This is a genomic window from Shewanella sp. Shew256 (genome assembly GCF_002196695.1).
Classification (GTDB): domain Bacteria; phylum Pseudomonadota; class Gammaproteobacteria; order Enterobacterales; family Shewanellaceae; genus Shewanella; species Shewanella mangrovisoli.
Genome location: NZ_NAJR01000017.1, coordinates 1 through 19,448, shown reverse-complemented (window position 1 = coordinate 19,448; position 19,448 = coordinate 1). Strand labels below are relative to the sequence as shown.

General features: G+C 46.5%; 19 protein-coding genes. 16 read left to right on the top strand and 3 right to left on the bottom strand.

Annotated features, from left to right (window positions below; translation table 11 throughout):
• Positions 1–49 precede the first annotated feature (49 nt).
• The 15 genes from B5P39_RS21195 to glmS all read left to right on the top strand — a co-directional run bounded on the left by B5P39_RS21195 (position 50) and on the right by glmS (position 15,664).
• On the top strand, positions 50–838 hold the full coding sequence (locus B5P39_RS21195; protein ID WP_088212845.1) for a ParA family protein: 789 nt from the start codon (positions 50–52) through the stop codon (positions 836–838).
• A gap of 9 nt (positions 839–847) precedes the next feature.
• A complete protein-coding gene (locus B5P39_RS21190; RefSeq protein WP_011718839.1) occupies positions 848–1,726 on the top strand; it encodes a ParB/RepB/Spo0J family partition protein in 879 nt (292 codons plus the stop codon).
• A gap of 225 nt (positions 1,727–1,951) precedes the next feature.
• Positions 1,952–2,335, top strand: a complete 384-nt coding sequence (locus B5P39_RS21185) for an ATP synthase subunit I (RefSeq protein ID WP_011718838.1) — start codon at positions 1,952–1,954, stop codon at positions 2,333–2,335.
• Between the two features lie 12 nt (positions 2,336–2,347).
• Positions 2,348–3,142, top strand: a complete 795-nt coding sequence (atpB, locus tag B5P39_RS21180; RefSeq protein WP_011718837.1) for a F0F1 ATP synthase subunit A — start codon at positions 2,348–2,350, stop codon at positions 3,140–3,142.
• A 70-nt stretch (positions 3,143–3,212) separates the two neighbouring features.
• Positions 3,213–3,464 carry a F0F1 ATP synthase subunit C gene (gene atpE / locus B5P39_RS21175; protein WP_006083840.1) on the top strand — a complete coding sequence of 84 codons (252 nt, stop codon included), beginning with the start codon at positions 3,213–3,215 and terminating at the stop codon, positions 3,462–3,464.
• A 38-nt stretch (positions 3,465–3,502) separates the two neighbouring features.
• Positions 3,503–3,973, top strand: coding sequence for a F0F1 ATP synthase subunit B (gene atpF, locus B5P39_RS21170; RefSeq protein ID WP_011624650.1), 471 nt, complete (start codon positions 3,503–3,505; stop codon positions 3,971–3,973).
• A 16-nt stretch (positions 3,974–3,989) separates the two neighbouring features.
• Positions 3,990–4,523 carry a F0F1 ATP synthase subunit delta gene (gene atpH / locus B5P39_RS21165; RefSeq protein ID WP_088212844.1) on the top strand — a complete coding sequence of 178 codons (534 nt, stop codon included), beginning with the start codon at positions 3,990–3,992 and terminating at the stop codon, positions 4,521–4,523.
• Between the two features lie 14 nt (positions 4,524–4,537).
• Positions 4,538–6,079 (top strand): F0F1 ATP synthase subunit alpha, encoded by a 1,542-nt coding sequence (gene atpA / locus B5P39_RS21160; RefSeq protein WP_011718834.1) that lies wholly within the window; start codon positions 4,538–4,540, stop codon positions 6,077–6,079.
• Between the two features lie 50 nt (positions 6,080–6,129).
• On the top strand, positions 6,130–6,990 hold the full coding sequence (gene atpG, locus B5P39_RS21155) for a F0F1 ATP synthase subunit gamma (protein WP_011718833.1): 861 nt from the start codon (positions 6,130–6,132) through the stop codon (positions 6,988–6,990).
• Between the two features lie 35 nt (positions 6,991–7,025).
• On the top strand, positions 7,026–8,417 hold the full coding sequence (gene atpD, locus B5P39_RS21150; RefSeq protein ID WP_011718832.1) for a F0F1 ATP synthase subunit beta: 1,392 nt from the start codon (positions 7,026–7,028) through the stop codon (positions 8,415–8,417).
• A gap of 36 nt (positions 8,418–8,453) precedes the next feature.
• The gene (locus B5P39_RS21145; protein ID WP_011624645.1) at positions 8,454–8,882 is read left to right on the top strand and encodes a F0F1 ATP synthase subunit epsilon; all 429 of its coding nucleotides are present in this window, start codon (positions 8,454–8,456) and stop codon (positions 8,880–8,882) included.
• Between the two features lie 170 nt (positions 8,883–9,052).
• Positions 9,053–10,417 (top strand): bifunctional UDP-N-acetylglucosamine diphosphorylase/glucosamine-1-phosphate N-acetyltransferase GlmU, encoded by a 1,365-nt coding sequence (gene glmU / locus B5P39_RS21140; protein WP_088212843.1) that lies wholly within the window; start codon positions 9,053–9,055, stop codon positions 10,415–10,417.
• 259 nt (positions 10,418–10,676) lie between these two features.
• A complete protein-coding gene (locus B5P39_RS21135; RefSeq protein WP_088212842.1) occupies positions 10,677–12,785 on the top strand; it encodes a TonB-dependent receptor in 2,109 nt (702 codons plus the stop codon).
• 203 nt (positions 12,786–12,988) lie between these two features.
• Positions 12,989–13,759, top strand: a complete 771-nt coding sequence (locus B5P39_RS21130) for a DeoR/GlpR family DNA-binding transcription regulator (protein ID WP_088212841.1) — start codon at positions 12,989–12,991, stop codon at positions 13,757–13,759.
• 75 nt (positions 13,760–13,834) lie between these two features.
• A complete protein-coding gene (glmS, locus tag B5P39_RS21125) occupies positions 13,835–15,664 on the top strand; it encodes a glutamine--fructose-6-phosphate transaminase (isomerizing) (RefSeq protein WP_011624641.1) in 1,830 nt (609 codons plus the stop codon).
• 79 nt (positions 15,665–15,743) lie between these two features.
• Here the strand turns inward: glmS and B5P39_RS21120 are convergent, their stop codons facing one another.
• The 3 genes from B5P39_RS21120 to B5P39_RS21110 form a co-directional block, all read right to left on the bottom strand.
• Complete coding sequence (locus tag B5P39_RS21120; protein WP_011718827.1) at positions 15,744–15,947, bottom strand: DUF2061 domain-containing protein; 204 nt, start codon at positions 15,945–15,947, stop codon at positions 15,744–15,746.
• A 167-nt stretch (positions 15,948–16,114) separates the two neighbouring features.
• Entirely contained in the window at positions 16,115–17,017 is a 903-nt protein-coding gene (locus B5P39_RS21115; protein WP_088212840.1) for a 1,4-dihydroxy-2-naphthoyl-CoA synthase, read from the bottom strand.
• A gap of 116 nt (positions 17,018–17,133) precedes the next feature.
• On the bottom strand, positions 17,134–17,484 hold the full coding sequence (locus B5P39_RS21110) for a hypothetical protein (RefSeq protein WP_088212839.1): 351 nt from the start codon (positions 17,482–17,484) through the stop codon (positions 17,134–17,136).
• Positions 17,485–17,575: 91 nt separating this feature from the next.
• On the opposite strand from B5P39_RS21110, the gene ccoG reads away from it, so the two are divergent.
• Complete coding sequence (gene ccoG, locus B5P39_RS21105) at positions 17,576–19,003, top strand: cytochrome c oxidase accessory protein CcoG (protein WP_088212838.1); 1,428 nt, start codon at positions 17,576–17,578, stop codon at positions 19,001–19,003.
• Positions 19,004–19,448 lie beyond the last annotated feature (445 nt).

The window sequence follows — 19,448 nt, the reverse complement described above, 5'->3', positions numbered from 1 at the left end:
TGGATTTTTAAGTAGGCAATAAACCAGAATTTACATACAGGGTGACATTGTGGGTAAAGTAATTGCCGTGGCCAACCAGAAAGGTGGCGTAGGGAAAACAACAACTTGTGTCAACTTAGCCGCCTCTTTAGCCGCGACTAAGCGTAAAGTGCTGCTGATCGATCTCGATCCTCAGGGCAATGCCACCATGGGCAGCGGTGTCGATAAATACGAAGTCGAAAACACGGCTTACGAATTGCTGGTTGAAGAAAAGCCCTTCGATGAGATTGTGGTCAAAGACACCACGGGGAAATACGATCTGATCGCCAGTAACGGCGATGTGACCGCAGCAGAAATTAAACTCATGGAGTTTTTTGCCCGTGAAGTGCGGTTACGTAATGCGCTCGCGCCGATAAAAGAGCAATACGATTATATCTTTATCGATTGCCCGCCTTCGCTCAACATGTTGACTGTGAATGCCATGTCGGCGGCGGATTCCGTGCTGGTGCCAATGCAGTGTGAGTACTTTGCACTGGAAGGCTTAACCGCCTTGATTGATACCATCACCAAATTAGCGGCGGTGGTGAATCCTGGTTTGGGGATTGAAGGGATTTTGCGGACCATGTATGACCCGCGTAATCGCCTGTCGAATGATGTGTCCGATCAGCTAAAACAGCATTTTGGTGATAAGGTTTATCGCACTGTGATCCCACGTAATGTGCGTTTGGCCGAGGCTCCGAGCTTTGGTGCACCCGCCATGTACTACGATAAATCGAGTGCGGGGGCTAAGGCATATTTAGCGTTAGCGGGCGAGATGATCCGCCGTTCCGAACAGAAAACTCAGGCTAAGCGAGCGTAAAGGATAACCATGACGTTAAAGAAAAGAGGGTTAGGCAAAGGCTTAGATGCTTTACTGAGTAACAGCCACGCCGCGAGTAAAAAACACACGGAAGAAGTGGTTGTTGTCGATAAAAAAGAAGAACTTATTCATCTAGATCTCGACCTGCTACAACCGGGTAAATACCAACCTCGTAAGGATATGTCTCCCGAGGCGTTAGAAGAACTCGCCCATTCCATCCGCAATCAAGGCATTATTCAGCCGATTGTGGTACGTCCTGTCAGCGATAGCCAGTATGAAATCATCGCCGGTGAGCGCCGTTGGCGCGCTTCCCAATTGGCGGGTGTCGAAAAAATCCCTTGTATCGTTAAACCGGTTCCCGATGAAGCGGCGGTTGCCATTGCGTTGATTGAAAACATTCAACGTGAAGACTTAAATGCTATGGAAGAAGCCATTGCATTACAACGTTTGATGCAAGAATTTGAGCTGACTCACCAACAGGTTGCCGATGTTGTGGGAAAATCTCGCGCGAGTGTATCTAACTTGTTACGGTTAAACGGGTTAAATGAACCGGTTAAACGTTTACTCGAGTATGGCGACATTGATATGGGCCATGCACGCGCTTTGCTCGCAATTGAGGGTGAAGAACAAACAAATCTGGCGAGATTAGTGGCTGCCAAGGAATTAACCGTTCGCGAAACTGAACGATTGATTAATCAAACCTTAAATCCGCCCAAACCCGTCGAAACTACGACTAAAGATCAAGATGTTTGTCGTTTAGAGCAGCAGTTAATTGAAAGATTAGGTGCTAAGGTTTCGATCGCTCATAGCAGTAAGGGTAAGGGTAAAATTGTAATTAACTATCAGAATCTGGCTGAATTAGACGGAATTCTTAGCAAAATTCGTTAATGTCTGTAGATTAACAGTTTTTAATGTAAATTTGTGACATATGTTAATTTTGGATTTTGACTGTTTTGGCGCTATATCACGTTAAAAGTGCTGTTTTTCCTTATCTCAAAGTTGCAATGAAGGCGTGAAAAGGTATACTTTCGCAAGCTTTTTGTGCATCGACAAAAATACGGATATTTGTCATCCGGTCATCGAAACAAAAAGTATGAATGCGGAGAGGATGAGTTGAGTAAGGTTTTAGCGCGTCGTGGCCGGTGGTCAGCCTATAAATTGGTGATGATGCAGGCGGCGGTGGCTGGGGGTGCTTCAATTCTCTTTTTCGTCGTGTGGGGAGTTCAGTTTGGCTATTCTGCGTTAGCAGGTGGTTCAATTGCTGTGCTCCCTAATTTTGTATTCGCAACCCTCGCTTTCTCTCATACGGGAGCAAGTTCAGCAGCAAAAGTGATTAAAACTTTTTACTGGGGGGAAGCGGTAAAGTTGCTGTTAACCATCGCAATGTTTTCATTGGTGTTTAGCAAGCTTGAGGTGGCATTTTTGCCGCTTTTTGTTTGTTATGTGCTGACGTTAATAGTGCATTGGACAGCTCCTTTATACTTCAAGCAAAGTTAAGTGGGATGAATCATGGCTGCACCTGGTGAAGCGTTAACACCGCAGGGCTATATCCAGCATCACCTTACCAACTTACATGTTGGTGAAGGTTTCTGGACATGGCACATTGATTCGTTGTTCTTTTCGGTTGGTCTTGGTGTTCTGTTCCTGTGGATTTTCCGTAGTGTTGGTAAAAAAGCGACTTCAGGGGTTCCCGGTAAGCTGCAATGCTTTATCGAGATGATCGTTGAGTTCGTTGATAACAGCGTGAAAGAAAGTTTTCATGGCCGCAATGCCCTGATCGCGCCTTTAGCTCTGACCATTTTTGTATGGGTATTCATGATGAATTTCATGGATATGCTTCCTGTTGACTGGCTGCCTTGGTTAGCAAGTTTAGCGGGCGTTCCATACTTGAAAGTGGTTCCGACAACTGACGTAAACATCACCTTCAGCTTAGCTATCGGTGTGTTTGTGCTGATTATTTACTACAGCATTAAGGTCAAAGGCGTGTCTGGTTTTGTTAAAGAACTGACGCTACAGCCCTTTAACCATAAGGCAATGATACCCGTCAACCTCCTATTAGAGACTGTTACTTTAGTTGCTAAGCCAATTTCATTGGCATTGCGTCTATTCGGTAACTTGTACGCAGGTGAGTTGATCTTCATCCTTATTGCGCTGATGTATGGTACCAACTTGTTATTATCTTCCCTGGGTGTGACTCTGCAACTAGGTTGGTTAATTTTCCACATTTTGGTTATCACGCTGCAGGCGTTTATCTTCATGATGTTGACCATTGTTTACTTAAGCATGGCGCATGAAGATCATTAAGGATTGCTGAAGAAATTTTAAACTAAATCATCAACTAATTAGATTTAGATTTTAGATACTGGAGATACAGATGGAAACGATTTTAGGCATGACAGCTATCGCTGTTGCTCTGCTGATTGGTATGGGTGCTCTTGGTACTGCAATCGGTTTCGGCTTATTAGGTGGCAAGTTCCTGGAAGGCGCTGCGCGTCAACCAGAAATGGCTCCTATGCTGCAAGTTAAAATGTTCATCGTAGCGGGTCTGTTAGACGCCGTAACAATGATCGGTGTTGGTATCGCATTATTCATGCTGTTCACCAACCCACTGGGTGCAATGCTGTAAAAAAACGCTTCTGTCTTAACTCTAAATAGGAGGCTGTTGTGAATTTCAACGCTACCCTAATCGGTCAGACGGTCGCCTTTATCATCTTCGTGTGGTTCTGCATGAAGTTTGTATGGCCCCCTTTGATGAATGCCATCGAAGCGCGCCAAAAAAGGATTGCTGACGGTCTAGCTGATGCTGATCGTGCGGTAAAAGACCTAGAGTTGGCTCAAGCGAAAGCGACTGACCAACTAAAAGAAGCCAAGGTGACTGCTAACGAAATTATTGAGCAAGCTAACAAGCGTAAAGCTCAAATAGTTGAAGAAGCTAAAGCCGAAGCAGACGCTGAGCGTGCAAAAATCATCGCTCAGGGTAAAGCAGAAATTGAAGCTGAACGTAATCGCGTGAAAGAGGATCTGCGTAAGCAGGTTGCTACTCTTGCCATCATGGGTGCTGAGAAGATCCTTGAGCGTTCTATTGATCCAGCCGCCCACAGTGACATAGTTAATAAACTAGTCGCTGAAATTTGATAAGGGAGTTTGAGTTATGGCTGAATTAACCACCATCGCTCGCCCTTACGCAAAGGCAGCTTTTGACGTTGCTGTTGAACACAATGCAGTGGATAGCTGGGCAGAAATGCTTACGTTCGCCGCACTGGTTAGTGAAAACGAAACCATGCAGCCACTGCTAACTGGCTCTTTAGCCAGTACTAAACTTGCCGCACTCTTTATTAGTGTGTGTGGTGAGCAAATCAATGAGCAAGGTCAGAACTTGATAAAGGTAATGGCTGAAAACGGTCGCTTAAAGGTACTACCTGCTGTATCTGAGCTTTTTGCTCAATACCGTAATGAGTGGGCAAAAGAAGTGGAAGCCGATGTGGTTTCTGCAGCTGAGCTCAGCTCTGAACAACAGCAGCAGATCAGTAATTCTTTAGAGAAACGTCTCGCACGCAAAGTTAAGCTGAATTGCAGCACTGACGCCGCGCTTATCGCCGGTGTAATTATTAAGGCAGGTGACTTAGTCATTGATGGCTCTGTCCGCGGTAAGTTATCGCGTCTGTCTGAAAAGCTGCAGTCGTAATTGGGAGTTTGAGCATGCAACTGAATTCCACTGAAATCAGCGATCTGATTAAGCAGCGGATCGAGCAGTTCGAAGTCGTTAGCGAATCTCGTAACGAAGGTACTATCGTTGCGGTAAGTGACGGCATTATCCGCATCCACGGCCTAGCCGATGTGATGCAAGGTGAAATGATCGAACTGCCTGGTAGCCGTTTTGCAATCGCGTTGAACCTTGAACGTGATTCTGTCGGTGCCGTAGTAATGGGTCCTTATGCTGATTTAGCTGAGGGCGTAAAAGTTAAAACTACTGGCCGTATTCTGGAAGTTCCAGTCGGTCGCGGTCTGTTAGGCCGTGTAGTTAACACTCTGGGTGAGCCAATTGACGGAAAAGGCGCTATCGATAACGATGGTTTCTCTCCTGTTGAAGTGATCGCACCAGGTGTTATCGAGCGTAAGTCAGTAGATCAACCAGTTCAAACTGGTTATAAAGCCGTTGACGCTATGATCCCAATCGGTCGTGGCCAACGTGAATTGATCATTGGCGACCGTCAAACTGGTAAAACAGCGATGGCGATCGACGCAATCATCAACCAGCGCGATTCTGGCATCAAATGTGTGTACGTAGCAGTAGGCCAAAAGGCTTCTACTATCGCTAACGTAGTACGCAAGCTAGAAGAGCACGGTGCATTAGCTAACACTATCGTTGTAGTAGCAACAGCTTCTGAAGCTGCAGCACTGCAATACTTAGCACCATACTCTGGTTGTGCTATGGGTGAATACTTCCGCGACCGCGGTGAAGATGCTCTGATCGTATACGATGACCTGTCTAAGCAAGCTGTTGCTTACCGTCAGATCTCGTTACTGCTGAAGCGTCCACCAGGCCGTGAAGCTTATCCTGGTGACGTATTCTATCTACACTCTCGTTTATTAGAGCGTGCTTCACGCGTAAACGAAGAATATGTAGAGAAGTTCACTAAGGGTGCTGTAACAGGTCAAACCGGTTCTTTAACCGCGCTGCCTATTATTGAAACTCAGGCGGGTGACGTATCTGCATTCGTACCGACCAACGTAATTTCTATTACTGACGGTCAGATCTTCCTTGAGACCGATCTGTTTAACTCTGGCTTACGTCCAGCGGTTAACCCAGGTATTTCTGTTTCTCGTGTTGGTGGTGCGGCTCAGACTAAGATCATCAAGAAACTGTCTGGTGGTATCCGTACCGCTCTTGCACAGTATCGTGAACTTGCTGCGTTCTCACAGTTTGCATCCGACTTAGACGATGCAACTCGTGCTCAACTTGAGCATGGTGTGCGTGTTACCGAACTGATGAAGCAAAAACAATATGCTCCTATGAGCGTAGCCGCTCAAGCTGTGTCAATTTTCGCAGCTGAAAAAGGTTACCTGAAGGGCGTTGAGCTGAAAAAAGTTGGTGATTTCGAAGCCGCTCTGCTCTCGTACATGAACAGCGAGCATGCTGCTTTAATCAAGCTTATCAACGAGACTGGCGATTATAACGCCGATATCGAAGCTGAATTAAAAGCTGGCCTCGACAAGTTCGTAGCAACCCAAACCTGGTAACAATGATAGAGGTGTCTTAAGGCACCTCAGGTCCAGATTGGAGAGTAGAGATGGCCGGCGCTAAAGAGATTAAAACCAAGATCGCGAGTGTGAAAAACACTCAGAAGATCACGTCCGCCATGGAAATGGTGGCAGCCAGCAAAATGCGCAGAGCGCAGGAACGCATGGCTGCAAGCCGTCCATACGCGGAAAGCATGCGTAAGGTGATCGGTCACGTAGCGCAAGGTTCTCTCGAGTATAAACACCCCTACTTAGAGGTGAGAGAGGCCAAGCGGGTTGGTTACATTGTTGTAGCAACCGACCGTGGCCTTTGTGGTGGTCTGAACGTCAACCTCTTTAAAAAGGTTGTTTCAGACGTGAAAAGCTGGAAAGAGCAAGGTGCAGAATTTGAATTTTGCCCAATTGGTGCTCGTAGTGTTCAGTTTTTCAAAAGCTTTGGCGGTCAAGTATCTGCCCATGCTTCAGGTTTAGGCGATGCGCCAAAGCTCGCTGACCTGATCGGGACAGTACGTGTAATGCTAGATGCTTACAACGAAGGCAAACTGGATCGTCTGTACGTAGTGTTCAACAAGTTTGTAAACACTATGACGCAGACTCCTGTGATCGAGCAGCTGCTACCTTTGCCTAAATCGGAAGATGATGAGGTTGCTCATCGTTGGGACTACATCTACGAGCCAGATCCAAAAGCCCTTTTGGATACCTTATTGGTTCGTTATGTAGAATCTCAGGTTTACCAAGGTGTTGTTGAAAACATTGCTTCTGAACAGGCTGCCCGTATGGTGGCGATGAAGGCGGCAACAGACAACGCGGGTACACTGATTGACGATTTGCAATTGGTCTATAACAAGGCTCGTCAGGCTGCGATTACGCAGGAACTGTCGGAAATTGTTTCTGGTGCCTCTGCGGTTTAGGTTAGGTAACGAATACAAGTTTTAGAGGATTAATCATGAGCACAGGTACTGTTGTCCAAGTGATTGGCGCGGTTGTGGACGTAGAGTTTCCACAAGATGCCGTACCTCAGGTATATGACGCTCTGAAGATCACAGGTGAAGGCTCCTGTAATGGTTTGGTGCTGGAAGTTCAGCAACAACTAGGTGGTGGTGTAGTTCGTACCATCGCTATGGGTACTTCTGATGGTCTGCGTCGTGGTCTTGAGGTAGTAAACTCAGGTTCACCTATTTCTGTTCCTGTTGGTACTGCCACTCTTGGCCGTATCATGAACGTATTAGGCGACCCTATTGATGAAGCTGGCGCAATTGGCGAAGAAGAACGTTATGTGATTCACCGCAGCGCTCCTTCATACGAAGAGCAATCAAACACGACTGAACTGTTAGAGACTGGTATCAAGGTTATCGACCTTGTATGTCCATTCGCTAAGGGTGGTAAAGTAGGTCTGTTCGGTGGTGCGGGTGTTGGTAAGACAGTTAACATGATGGAACTGATTAACAACATCGCTAAAGCTCACTCAGGTCTTTCTGTATTCGCCGGTGTAGGTGAGCGTACTCGTGAGGGTAACGACTTCTACTACGAGATGAAGGATTCTGGCGTTCTCGACAAAGTAGCCATGGTTTATGGTCAAATGAACGAGCCACCAGGAAACCGTCTGCGTGTAGCACTGACAGGTCTGACTATGGCTGAAAAATTCCGTGACGAAGGTCGTGACGTTCTGTTGTTCGTTGACAACATCTACCGTTACACCCTAGCCGGTACTGAAGTATCAGCACTGTTAGGTCGTATGCCTTCTGCAGTAGGTTACCAACCCACTCTGGCTGAAGAAATGGGCGTTCTGCAAGAGCGTATTACTTCAACTAAGACTGGTTCTATTACCTCTGTACAAGCGGTATACGTTCCTGCGGACGACTTGACTGACCCGTCACCAGCAACAACCTTCGCTCACTTAGATGCGACTGTTGTATTGTCACGTCAAATCGCTTCTCTGGGTATTTACCCAGCGGTTGACCCACTGGATTCGACTTCTCGTCAATTAGATCCATTAGTGGTTGGTCAAGAGCACTATGACGTAGCTAACGGTGTACAAACTGTTCTGCAACGCTACAAAGAGCTGAAAGACATCATTGCGATTCTCGGTATGGACGAACTGTCAGACGAAGATAAGATGACCGTTTCCCGTGCACGTAAGATTGAGCGTTTCTTGTCTCAGCCTTTCCACGTAGCAGAAGTCTTTACTGGTTCTCCTGGTAAGTACGTATCTCTGAAAGACACTATCCGTGGCTTCAAGGGAATTCTGAGTGGCGAGTTCGACCACATTCCAGAACAAGCGTTCTACATGGTTGGTTCTATCGACGAAGCTGTCGAGAAAGCTAACAAAAAGAAATAACTAAGTAGTCATACTTAGTTTTTTAAGGAGAACGGGATGGCAGCCATGACAGTACAGCTTGATATAGTAAGCGCAGAGAGCAGCATCTTCTCAGGTCGCGTAGCTAGCCTACAAGTGACCGGTTCTGAAGGTGAGTTGGGCATCATGCATGGCCACGCTCCACTGTTAAGCTATATCAAACCTGGCATGGCGCGCATCGTCAAACAAGACGGCAGCGAAGAAGTGTTTTATCTTTCTGGTGGTTTACTGGAAGTGCAACCTTCTTCTGTTTCTGTGTTGGCTGATGTGGTTATGCGTGCCAAAGATATTGATGAGCAGGCAGCATTAGAAGCCAAGCGTCGTGCAGAAGCCCATATGGCGACTGCGGGTGCGGACTTCAATTATGACGCCGCTATGGTTGAGTTAGCGAAAGCAATGGCTCAATTACGTGTTGTTGAAACCATCAAGAAAAACATTGCCAGATAAAGGTTATTGTTTGTGATAAAAGGCGGTTATCGAAAGATACCCGCCTTTTTTGTTGGTTTTTTCGCTGCGTTTTGATATCTGCCTTTCGCTTTGCTGTGCCTTTCCGTTAAAATTGCGCCATTAAATCGAGCTCAGTTTATCCCTTTGGGATGTTAATCAAGGATATGGCAATGGCATTAAATGTAGTGATCTTAGCGGCAGGAAAAGGAACTCGCATGCGCTCGGATCTTCCCAAGGTATTACACCCTATCGCCCACAAGAGCATGGTGCAGCATGTTATCGATACCGCCCACAGTATCGGCAGCAATGCCATTCAATTGGTGTACGGCTATGGCGCCGACAAATTAAAATCGGCTTTGGGCGAGCAGCAACTCAATTGGATGTTGCAAGCTGAGCAGTTAGGCACAGGCCATGCGGTCGCTCAGGCGATTCCCAATATCGATGATAATGACACTGTGCTGATCCTTTACGGTGATGTGCCTTTGATCCAAGCCTCTACGCTTGAAGCATTGCTTGCTGCGCGTCCCGATAATGGCGTGGCGATTTTAACCGTTAATCTAACCAATCCAACTGGCTATGGCCGTATCGTGCGTGAGCAGGGTAAGGTTGTCGGCATCGTCGAACAAAAGGATGCCAATGCCGAGCAACTCGCCATCAATGAAATCAATACGGGCATTATGGCGGTGCCGGGCAAGGCATTAAAAACCTGGCTTGGTCGCTTATCGAATAACAATGCCCAGGGCGAATACTATCTCACTGACATTATTGCCATGGCCCACGCCGATGGCGTTGAGATCAATACCGCTCAGCCACAGTCTGCTATCGAAGTGGAAGGTGCTAATAACCGCGTGCAACTCGCCCAATTAGAGCGAGCTTATCAGGCCCGCGAAGCTGAGAAGCTGATGATTGCTGGCGCAAACCTACGTGACCCAAGCCGTATCGATATCCGTGGTGAAGTGACGGTCGGTATGGATGTAATGGTCGATGTGAACGTGATTTTCGAAGGCAAAGTGGTGATTGGTAATAACGTTAGCATCGGCGCTGGCGCGATTCTTATCGACTGTGAAATTGCCGATAATGCCGAGATCAAACCTTACTCTATTATCGAAGGCGCGAAGCTGGGCGTTGCCGCCAGTGCCGGGCCTTTTGCCCGTTTACGCCCCGGTGCTGAGTTAATGCAGGATGCCCATATCGGCAACTTTGTAGAGATGAAAAAGGCCGTTTTAGGTGTGGGTTCTAAGGCGGGTCATTTAGCCTATTTAGGTGATGCGCAAATCGGTGCGGGCGTGAATATTGGTGCGGGTACTATTACCTGTAATTACGATGGTGCCAATAAACACTTAACCGTAATCGAAGACAATGTGTTTGTGGGAAGTGATACTCAGCTGGTGGCGCCAGTGACCATTGGTAAAGGCGCGACGCTGGGTGCTGGGTCAACAATTACCCGTGATGTGGGTGAGGATGAGCTGGTTATCACCCGTGTTAAGCAAAAACATCTGACTGGCTGGCAACGTCCGGTAAAGATTAAGAAATAACGGCGCTGTACTCAGTCAATATAAAGCGGCCTATTGCCGCTTTATGTTTTTTGTCAAAGCTAAAAATCCTTATTAAATAAAAATTAGCCAAATTAATGTTGAATTAAGACTGGGGTGTTATGGCTAATTCATTGTTTTTATTGAAAGTTGATCCAGGTCACGCTGAATTGTAAATTCGTGTAAAGATGATTAAATAAAAACAATTCTTATTTATATTGCCTGCAATTCTAAGACGAAAGGTCTACTTGAGGTGTTGGCAATGGTATTTAAATATTCAGTGGTTGGTTTGGCCGTAGGGTCTGCATTAATGGCGATGCCTGTTATGGCCGAGGCGCCAAATGATGAAAACATTGAGCGCATTAATGTGACTGGCCGTACGTTTAACGACTATAAAGTCGGCAGTGCATCCGGTGCTATGCGTGGTGATATCGACTTAATGGATACACCACAATCTGTGAATGTTATCCCCGACTTTGTCACCGATGAACAATTAGCGACTAACCTTGCGGAAGTCTTAGTAAACGATTCAAGTGTGACAGCGGGAACTACCCGTTGGAACCGCCAAGTCTTCAGTATTCGTGGTTTTGAATTAGATTCGGGCAACGGTTACCTGATCAACGGCCACCAGCAATGGTCCCACTACGTCCAACCTATTGAAACCCTGCAGCAAGTCGAAGTGCTGAAAGGCCCTTCGAGCATGTTATATGGCCAATCTGGCCCCGGCGGTTTGGTGAATATGGTCACCAAGAAACCCACCTATGATTCTATGCTCAACTTAGGGTTTGATACCGACGGTTACGGCTCTACTCGCGCACAGTTAGACGCGGGTGGTAGCTTAAACGAGGCTCAAAGCATTCGTTACCGCGGTGTGTTAGTCAAACAAGACACTAAATACTGGCGTGAATATTCAACGACCGATGAAAACCAAGAGCGTGATCGTTGGTTAGGTTATTTGAACCTAGAATTCGATATCAGTGATGATCTGTTATTGTCACTGAAATACGACCATACCCAAGATAAAACCGGTATCGATGCTGGCAGTTGGTTAGATAAGCAAGGTAATGTTGTTGGTCAACGTAAAACCATCTGGGATGCGCCTTGGGCCTTTACCGATAACACGGTTTCTAACTTAGGTGCAGATTTAACTTGGCATATGAGTGACGATTGGAAAGTTAAACTGGGTTATAACGATCAACAGTTTAACCGCCAGCGTTTCGATTCTGCGCCGCAATATAATGAAGACCCATTCACCTCGGGATACAGCATTAGACCATTCGATCGTTACGATGATTGGCAGCATAAAACCGCCTATGTCGATTTTACAGGCGAGTTTGCATTAGCGGGTATGGAGCATCAGTTGCTGATTGGCGCTAACTATCTCGATTACTTCTACCAGCAACAAATCGCCCGTGGCGCAGCGCAAACCGTTATTCCTGGTCAGCCAGTGATTCAACCGGATCTTGATTACCATACAGGTAAGAAAGGCACTCCAAATGAATACAAATACTACGGTTTCTATCTGCAAGATTTAATGACCATCAACGAACAATGGAAATTGCTCGCTGGGGTACGTTATGACGAGCAGAAAAAAGATGGATTTGGTGAAAATAGCTATGCCGTATCACCTAAATTTGGGGTGATCTATTCACCAATGACCAATGGCAGCATATACGTTAACTACTCTAAGAGCTTTACACCGCAAGGTGGTATTACCGACCCTCTAAATGTTAATCATGACACTAACCTCAAACCTGAATATGGCATTCAATATGAAGTGGGGACTAAGTGGGAACTGTTTGACGATAGCTTGTTATTAACGGCTGCGGTATTTGATGTCACGCTTGAGAATATCTCTATCAATGAGGTGCTGACAGCAAGTGACCCACGAAGTGAAGATGGAAAATACACTTCAATCACCACCCAAGGCGGTGAGCAAAAACACCGCGGCTTTGAAGTCGGGGCCCAAGGTAAGCTAGGCGATAGCTGGTTTGTGACTTCATCTATGATGTACCTCGATGCTGAGTATCAAACGGGTGATGAGCGCGAAGGTAAAACGCCTATCGATGCCCCTGAATGGTCGGCCAATATCTGGACTCGTTATGAAGTAACCGATAACTTTGCAATGAACTTCGGTGCTATCTATGTTGGCGAGCGTTTTGCTAACCTGGATAACACTATCAGTAAAGACGGTTATGTTCGCTTCGATATCGGTGCTGCCTACACTATGGATATTATGGGTAAAGACGTTAGCATCCGCGCGAACGTGAGAAACCTGTTTGATACCGATTATATCGATGGCGGTCAATACAATATGGTGACCTTAGGCCAAGATCGTAACTTCAGCGTGGCACTTGAAGCTAAGTTCTAACTTCACTTTCAACGCTTAAGTTTTAGCTCGCTCAAAGCAGTTCATCGATAGGTGGACTGCTTTTTTATTGCTTTTCATTAGGTTAATTTTAAAAACTCATCAACTACATCATTTTCACTCTAAAAACACCTTTCGAATACTAGCAAAAATGTTTCGTTTCTCTATAATATAACTTTCGAATCGAAAGTTAACTGAAAGGTTTTATGAATAAACGAAACACACAGCAACGACGTCACAGTATTATCAGCATTCTGAATGAACAGGGTGAAGTGAGTGTCGATGAGTTGTCATTACGTTTCGAAACCTCAGAAGTGACTATTCGTAAAGACTTGGCTGAGCTTGAAAAAACCGGACTGTTGCTACGCCGCTATGGTGGTGCTGTGGCTATTCCCGATGAAGTGACACAACAGTTTTCTACCAAGATTGCCCCTAACAAGTTATCCATCGCTAAAGCCGCGGCGCAGTTAATTAAAGATCACAATCGCATCATCATCGACAGTGGTACCACTACTTCAGGCCTGATTGCTGAACTCAACCACAAGCGTGGCCTGGTGGTCATGACCAATGCTCTGCATTTGGCTAATGCGATTCACGAACTAGAAAATGAGCCCACCCTATTGATGACCGGCGGAACCTGGGATCCCCATTCTGAGTCGTTCCAGGGGCAAGTGGCCGAGCAAGTATTGCGCTCCTATAACTTCGATCAACTCTTTATCGGTGCCGATGGTATCGATCTAGCGCGCGGCACCACCACCTTTAATGAGCTGACGGGTTTAAGCAAGGTGATGGCAGAGGTTTCCCGCGAAGTGATCGTTATGGTGGATTCGGACAAAATTGGTAAGCGAATCCCTAACTTAGAACTACCTTGGTCGCAAATCAGTGTGCTAGTCACCGATGCTCGCATCGAAGAGAGCGCCCTTAACCAAATTACCGAGCAAGGCGTGAAAGTCATCTTAGCGCCCTACTCGCCTTAGGCATTTGCCCGTGATAAGCCAGAGCAAATGACTCATACAACTTCATTTTTATTTTTCATTTTATAGGTAAAAACTATGTGCGGAATCGTTGGCGCCGTGGCGCAAAGGGATGTGGCCGAAATTCTGGTCGAAGGTTTACGTCGTTTAGAATATCGTGGATATGACTCCGCAGGCGTTGCCGTGATCCACAATGGCGAACTGAATCGTACTCGCCGCGTGGGTAAAGTGCAGGAGCTTTCTGCCGCACTCGAAACCGACCCGCTAGCGGGCGGCACAGGTATTGCACATACTCGTTGGGCTACCCATGGTGAGCCAAGCGAGCGCAATGCTCACCCACATTTATCTGAAGGCGATATTGCCGTGGTGCACAATGGCATTATCGAAAACCATCATAAACTGCGCGAAATGCTTAAAGAGCTGGGCTATCACTTTAGCTCGGATACCGACACCGAAGTGATTTGCCACTTAGTTCATCACGAATTAAAAACGCACGACACCTTACTGGCTGCGGTGCAAGCCACGGTAAAACAACTCGAAGGCGCTTATGGCACTGTGGTGATTGACCGTCGCGATAGCGAGCGCATGGTTGTGGCGCGTTCTGGTAGTCCACTGGTGATTGGTTTTGGTTTAGGTGAAAACTTTGTCGCGTCTGATCAATTGGCGCTGCTGCCTGTGACCCGTTCTTTCGCGTTTTTAGAAGAAGGTGACGTGGCTGAAGTGACTCGTCGCACCGTGAGCATTTTCGATGTGCATGGCAATAAAGTTGAGCGCGAAGTTAAAGAATCAGAAATCACCCACGATGCTGGTGACAAAGGTGAATATCGCCACTATATGCTCAAAGAAATTTATGAGCAGCCATTGGCGCTGACACGCACTATCGAAGGTCGCATCGCTAACAAGCAAGTGCTCGACACGGCTTTTGGCGATAATGCTGCTGAGTTCTTAAAAGATATCAAACACGTACAAATCATTGCCTGTGGTACTAGTTACCATGCGGGTATGGCGGCGCGTTATTGGTTAGAGGATTGGGCCGGCGTTTCTTGTAATGTCGAAATCGCCTCCGAATTCCGCTACCGCAAGTCGCATTTGTTCCCTAACAGCCTGTTGGTGACCATTTCTCAATCGGGCGAGACTGCCGATACGCTGGCGGCGATGCGCTTAGCTAAAGAAATGGGTTATAAGGCGACGCTGACTATCTGTAACGCTCCAGGCTCTTCCTTAGTTCGTGAGTCTGACATGGCGTACATGATGAAAGCGGGCGCTGAGATTGGCGTTGCTTCGACCAAGGCCTTTACTGTGCAGCTGGCAGGTTTGTTAATGCTGACCGCGGTGATCGGTCGCCATAATGGCATGTCTGAGCAAATGCAGGCGGAGATCACCCAAAGCCTACAGTCTATGCCTGCTAAAGTGGAGCAAGCCTTAAGCTTAGATGATGCTATTGCTGAATTGGCGGAAGACTTTGCCGACAAACACCATGCCTTATTCCTTGGCCGTGGCGATCAGTACCCGATTGCGATGGAAGGTGCGCTAAAACTTAAAGAGATCTCCTACATCCATGCTGAGGCATATGCCTCTGGCGAGCTGAAACATGGTCCACTGGCGTTGATTGATGCCGACATGCCCGTCATCGTGGTGGCGCCAAACAACGAACTGTTAGAAAAGCTGAAATCTAACGTTGAAGAAGTGCGTGCCCGTGGTGGTTTAATGTATGTCTTCGCCGATGTGGATGCAGAGTTTGAATCTGACGAGACCATGAAGGTTATCCCGGTTCCACACTGCGATATTTTTATGGCGCCGCTGATTTACACCATCCCATTACAGTTGCTGTCGTATCACGTTGCCTTAATTAAGGGCACCGATGTGGATCAACCACGTAACCTCGCTAAATCGGTGACGGTGGAATAAATCGGAAGCAATAAAAAACCGCCTAAATGGCGGTTTTTTATTGGGGCTTTATTAGAGTATATGCTGGTGGCTGAGTGTATTAAGCCGTTATTGCATCAAGTGCGTTCTGCTTTTTTGCCTCGAAACGTTTCCATACTTTATCGTGGAAATAAAACACTACGGTGTTTATCGCTGGCTCAACTAAGGCGACGGCACCACCGACCAAAACACTACCAGTTAATAAATAGGTAACGGTGAAGGCAACGCTGAAATGTAATACGGCAAAAGTTAATGTCTTGGTCATGATGTTATCCTCTAATGTTAGCCCCAATTGGGAATGATTAGATGATAACAATTCTCATTAAAATTTAAACCCGTATTTTGAGATTAGTTTAAACGGTTTTTTCTATCTATAAGCGCTAAAAAATATAAAGCCCTCGCATGAGGGCTTTATATGGCAATCAGCTTCGATTAGTAATGCCAAGGAAACGCGGAAAAGTCCTGGTCACGTTTCTCGAGGAAAGCATCGCGCCCTTCTTGAGCTTCTGCGCTGGCATAGGCTAAGCGTGTCGCTTCACCCGCAAACAGTTGCTGACCGACCATGCCATCGTCTGTCATGTTAAAGCCGTACTTCAGCATACGCATTGCTGTCGGCGATTTAGAGTTAATCTCTTTGGCCCATCTTAATGCTTCAACTTCGAGTTCGGCATGGGGAACCGATTTATTCACCATTCCCATGGCAAAGGCTTCATCGGCACTGTAGTTAAAGCCACAGAAGAAAATTTCTCGCGCACGCTTTTGGCCAATCATCTTGGCAAGATAAGCACTGCCATAGCCTGAGTCGAAACTAGCAACATCGGGATCGGTTTGTTTGAAGACTGCGTGTTCCTTCGAGGCTAAGGTTAAGTCGCAGACAACGTGCAAACTATGGCCGCCACCCACCGCCCAACCCGGCACGACTGCGATCACCACTTTAGGCATAAAGCGGATCAATCGTTGGACTTCGAGGATATGTAACCGTCCCATTCTGGCTAAATCGGCTTTGCCTTCTTCAGCCCCTTCATATTTATAACCATCTTTACCGCGAATGCGTTGATCGCCACCAGAGGAAAACGAATATTGTCCTTTGGCCGAGGGGCCATTGCCCGTGAGTAACACACAACCTACATCGGACCATTGGCGAGCGTGATCGAGGGCGATATACAACTCGTCGACCGTCTTTGGGCGGAAGGCGTTGAGGCAATTTGGACGGTTGATGGCGATACGCACTGTGCCGTGGGCTTTGGCTCTATGGTAAGTAATATCGTCGAAGTTAAATCCGCTGACTTCATCCCACAGTGCGGGATCAAAAATATCTGATACTGGTTTAGTCATGATACAAGGCCTATGTAATTGAAGTTCAAAGGCTAGGCGGAATCATGTCTTTGGTCAATCGCCTAAGCGCCATGCTTAGTGATGGGTTGCAAAATTCCGTTTGCCTGTAAGTGGGATTAGAGGTTATCGCAGATATAAAACAGGTTATCTCGGCTAAAGATTGGGTGCTCGGGCGCTTTAGTGCCGCAGTAGCTGTCTTTAAAATCGGCAATGCCGTCTTCGGTAAGTGGGATTTTATTAAACTCTTCGACTTCAGGAGCCGATAGTCGCTCCAAAATGGCTGTTCGAGCCTTAGTGCGTTTCTGATCGATCTTAATAATTTGGGTGCCCGTCATCGAACCCATTTTGTTTTCTATCTTCTGAACCATTTCCTCTGTTTTAGCTATAGGTGCATCTAGTTTGTCTGTTTCGGTGTATAAGTAATATAATGCACCACACAGGAGCGCTAATATGATCCAACCTTTCATCTTTTAGTCCAACATAAGTGAATAACCATTAATAATATGGGTATAATAAGCCAGTTTTCGTCCAATATTAAAGCAGTAAAAGGCTGTCACGATGAACGCAGAATCTAATAACAAGGACTATTCGAAAACCAATCGAATTAAGATTCACCAGCCAGATGCAGATAAGGCTGATCGCTTTAACCCCCGCAACCGGATTTATGTCCGGGCCATCGATGGATTATGGAGTAGCGTACGCCGCCGTATGGGCTGGGTCGCAATGCTCTTCTTCCTAATCTTACCTTGGATCCCTTGGGGAGACCGTCAAGCCGTTTGGTTCAATCTGGCTGAGCAGAAGTTCCATGTCTTTGGTTTAACGATTTGGCCACAGGATCTGACCTTACTTGCCGCTCTCTTTATGATAGCCGCCTTTGCGTTATTTTTCGTGACAACCTACCTCGGCCGAGTCTGGTGTGGTTACACCTGTCCGCAAACCGTATGGACCTTTATGTTCATCTGGTTCGAAGAAAAACTCGAAGGTGCCCGTAATAAGCGCATTAAGTTAGATCAAATGCCGTGGGGTTTTGACAAAATCTGGCGCAAAACGGCAAAACATACCGCATGGATTGTGCTTTCGCTCATCACGGCCATGACCTTTGTGTCCTATTTTGTGCCGAGCCGTGAAGTGTATGTCGATGTATTTACCCTTAATGCATCGGGTGCCATCTATTTTTGGGTTATCTTTTTTACCTTAGCGACCTACGGTAATGCGGGTTGGATGCGTGAAATCATGTGTATCCATATGTGCCCGTACGCGCGTTTCCAATCGGCGATGTTTGATAAAAACACCTATATCGTTGGTTACGATGCCAAACGCGGTGAGACTCGCGGCCCGCGTTCACGCAAAGCCGACCCCAAAGAAATGGGCTTAGGCGACTGTATCGACTGCGACCTCTGTGTCCAAGTTTGCCCAACGGGTATCGATATTCGTAACGGCTTGCAATACGAATGTATTAACTGCGGCGCCTGTATTGACGCTTGTGACCAAACCATGGAGCGCATGGGATACCCTCTAGGGCTGATTAGCTATACCACCGAAAATAAACTCGAAGGTATTAAAGAGAAAGTATTACGTCCTAAGCTGGTGGGCTATGGTGTGGTGTTAGCCGCCATGATCCTGATCTTTATCTATGCGAGCGCGACGATTGCTCCCGTGCGTATGGATATTATCCGCGACCGTAACCAACTCTACAGAGAAAACAATCAAGGGCTGATTGAAAACACTTTCACCCTGAAAATTCTCAACAAGACAGAACAAGCCCATGAATACACAATGAGTGTTGAAGGTCTTAACAACTATAAGTGGTATGGGCCTACCTCTGTGACGATTGCTGGGGGTGAAGTGCTAACTCTACCTATCAGTGTTGGAGTTGATCCGGTCGAACTTTCGCGTTCAGTGACTAACATCGAGATAAAAGTGAAAACCCATATCGATGGTGAAGAAATCGAAGTCGAGCAAGAATCGCGATTCTTCAGTCCATAGTTACTGTTTCGTTAACCAAATGAGTTTAAAAAGGGGCTGTTTAGCCCCTTTTTTATTCATGTTGCTGGATATCTAGGCGTCTAGATGATTAATCGTAATTTTCTGACAAAAAGCCCTTGCACAAAAAGTTCTGCTGCCTATAATGCGCATCCACTGACACGGCAGACAGCGAAAGCAGATGCGGTGACAGTGCGAATCGAATGCAAAATGTGCACTTGGTTCGAAAGCTTCAAGAAGTTTGCAAAAACGCCTTGACGCGACTGGGGAAATGCGTAGAATACGCAGCCCTGACCCGCTGAGCGGTAACGCGAAGTGAATGGTCAAATGCTCTTTAACAATCTAAACAAGAAATCTGTGTGGACACTCACAGGTGTTGAGTTAATCGAAATTACTCTGCCGTTTGGCGAGTAATCAAAATTTAAATCAATGAATGAGTGTTCATAGC

Bases quoted from the DNA above. Each gene is read 5' to 3' on its own strand.
- B5P39_RS21110 (WP_088212839.1), bottom strand. From the start codon at position 17,484: ATGAAAGGTTGGATCATATTAGCGCTCCTGTGTGGTGCATTATATTAC.
- B5P39_RS21135 (WP_088212842.1), top strand. From the start codon at position 10,677: ATGGTATTTAAATATTCAGTGGTTGGTTTGGCCGTAGGGTCTGCATTA.
- B5P39_RS21120 (WP_011718827.1), bottom strand. From the start codon at position 15,947: ATGACCAAGACATTAACTTTTGCCGTATTACATTTCAGCGTTGCCTTC.
- atpH (WP_088212844.1), top strand. From the start codon at position 3,990: ATGGCTGAATTAACCACCATCGCTCGCCCTTACGCAAAGGCAGCTTTT.
- B5P39_RS21130 (WP_088212841.1), top strand. From the start codon at position 12,989: ATGAATAAACGAAACACACAGCAACGACGTCACAGTATTATCAGCATT.
- atpA (WP_011718834.1), top strand. From the start codon at position 4,538: ATGCAACTGAATTCCACTGAAATCAGCGATCTGATTAAGCAGCGGATC.
- atpE (WP_006083840.1), top strand. From the start codon at position 3,213: ATGGAAACGATTTTAGGCATGACAGCTATCGCTGTTGCTCTGCTGATT.
- B5P39_RS21145 (WP_011624645.1), top strand. From the start codon at position 8,454: ATGGCAGCCATGACAGTACAGCTTGATATAGTAAGCGCAGAGAGCAGC.
- atpB (WP_011718837.1), top strand. From the start codon at position 2,348: ATGGCTGCACCTGGTGAAGCGTTAACACCGCAGGGCTATATCCAGCAT.
- ccoG (WP_088212838.1), top strand. From the start codon at position 17,576: ATGAACGCAGAATCTAATAACAAGGACTATTCGAAAACCAATCGAATT.
- B5P39_RS21190 (WP_011718839.1), top strand. From the start codon at position 848: ATGACGTTAAAGAAAAGAGGGTTAGGCAAAGGCTTAGATGCTTTACTG.
- atpG (WP_011718833.1), top strand. From the start codon at position 6,130: ATGGCCGGCGCTAAAGAGATTAAAACCAAGATCGCGAGTGTGAAAAAC.
- atpD (WP_011718832.1), top strand. From the start codon at position 7,026: ATGAGCACAGGTACTGTTGTCCAAGTGATTGGCGCGGTTGTGGACGTA.
- glmS (WP_011624641.1), top strand. From the start codon at position 13,835: ATGTGCGGAATCGTTGGCGCCGTGGCGCAAAGGGATGTGGCCGAAATT.
- glmU (WP_088212843.1), top strand. From the start codon at position 9,053: ATGGCATTAAATGTAGTGATCTTAGCGGCAGGAAAAGGAACTCGCATG.
- B5P39_RS21115 (WP_088212840.1), bottom strand. From the start codon at position 17,017: ATGACTAAACCAGTATCAGATATTTTTGATCCCGCACTGTGGGATGAA.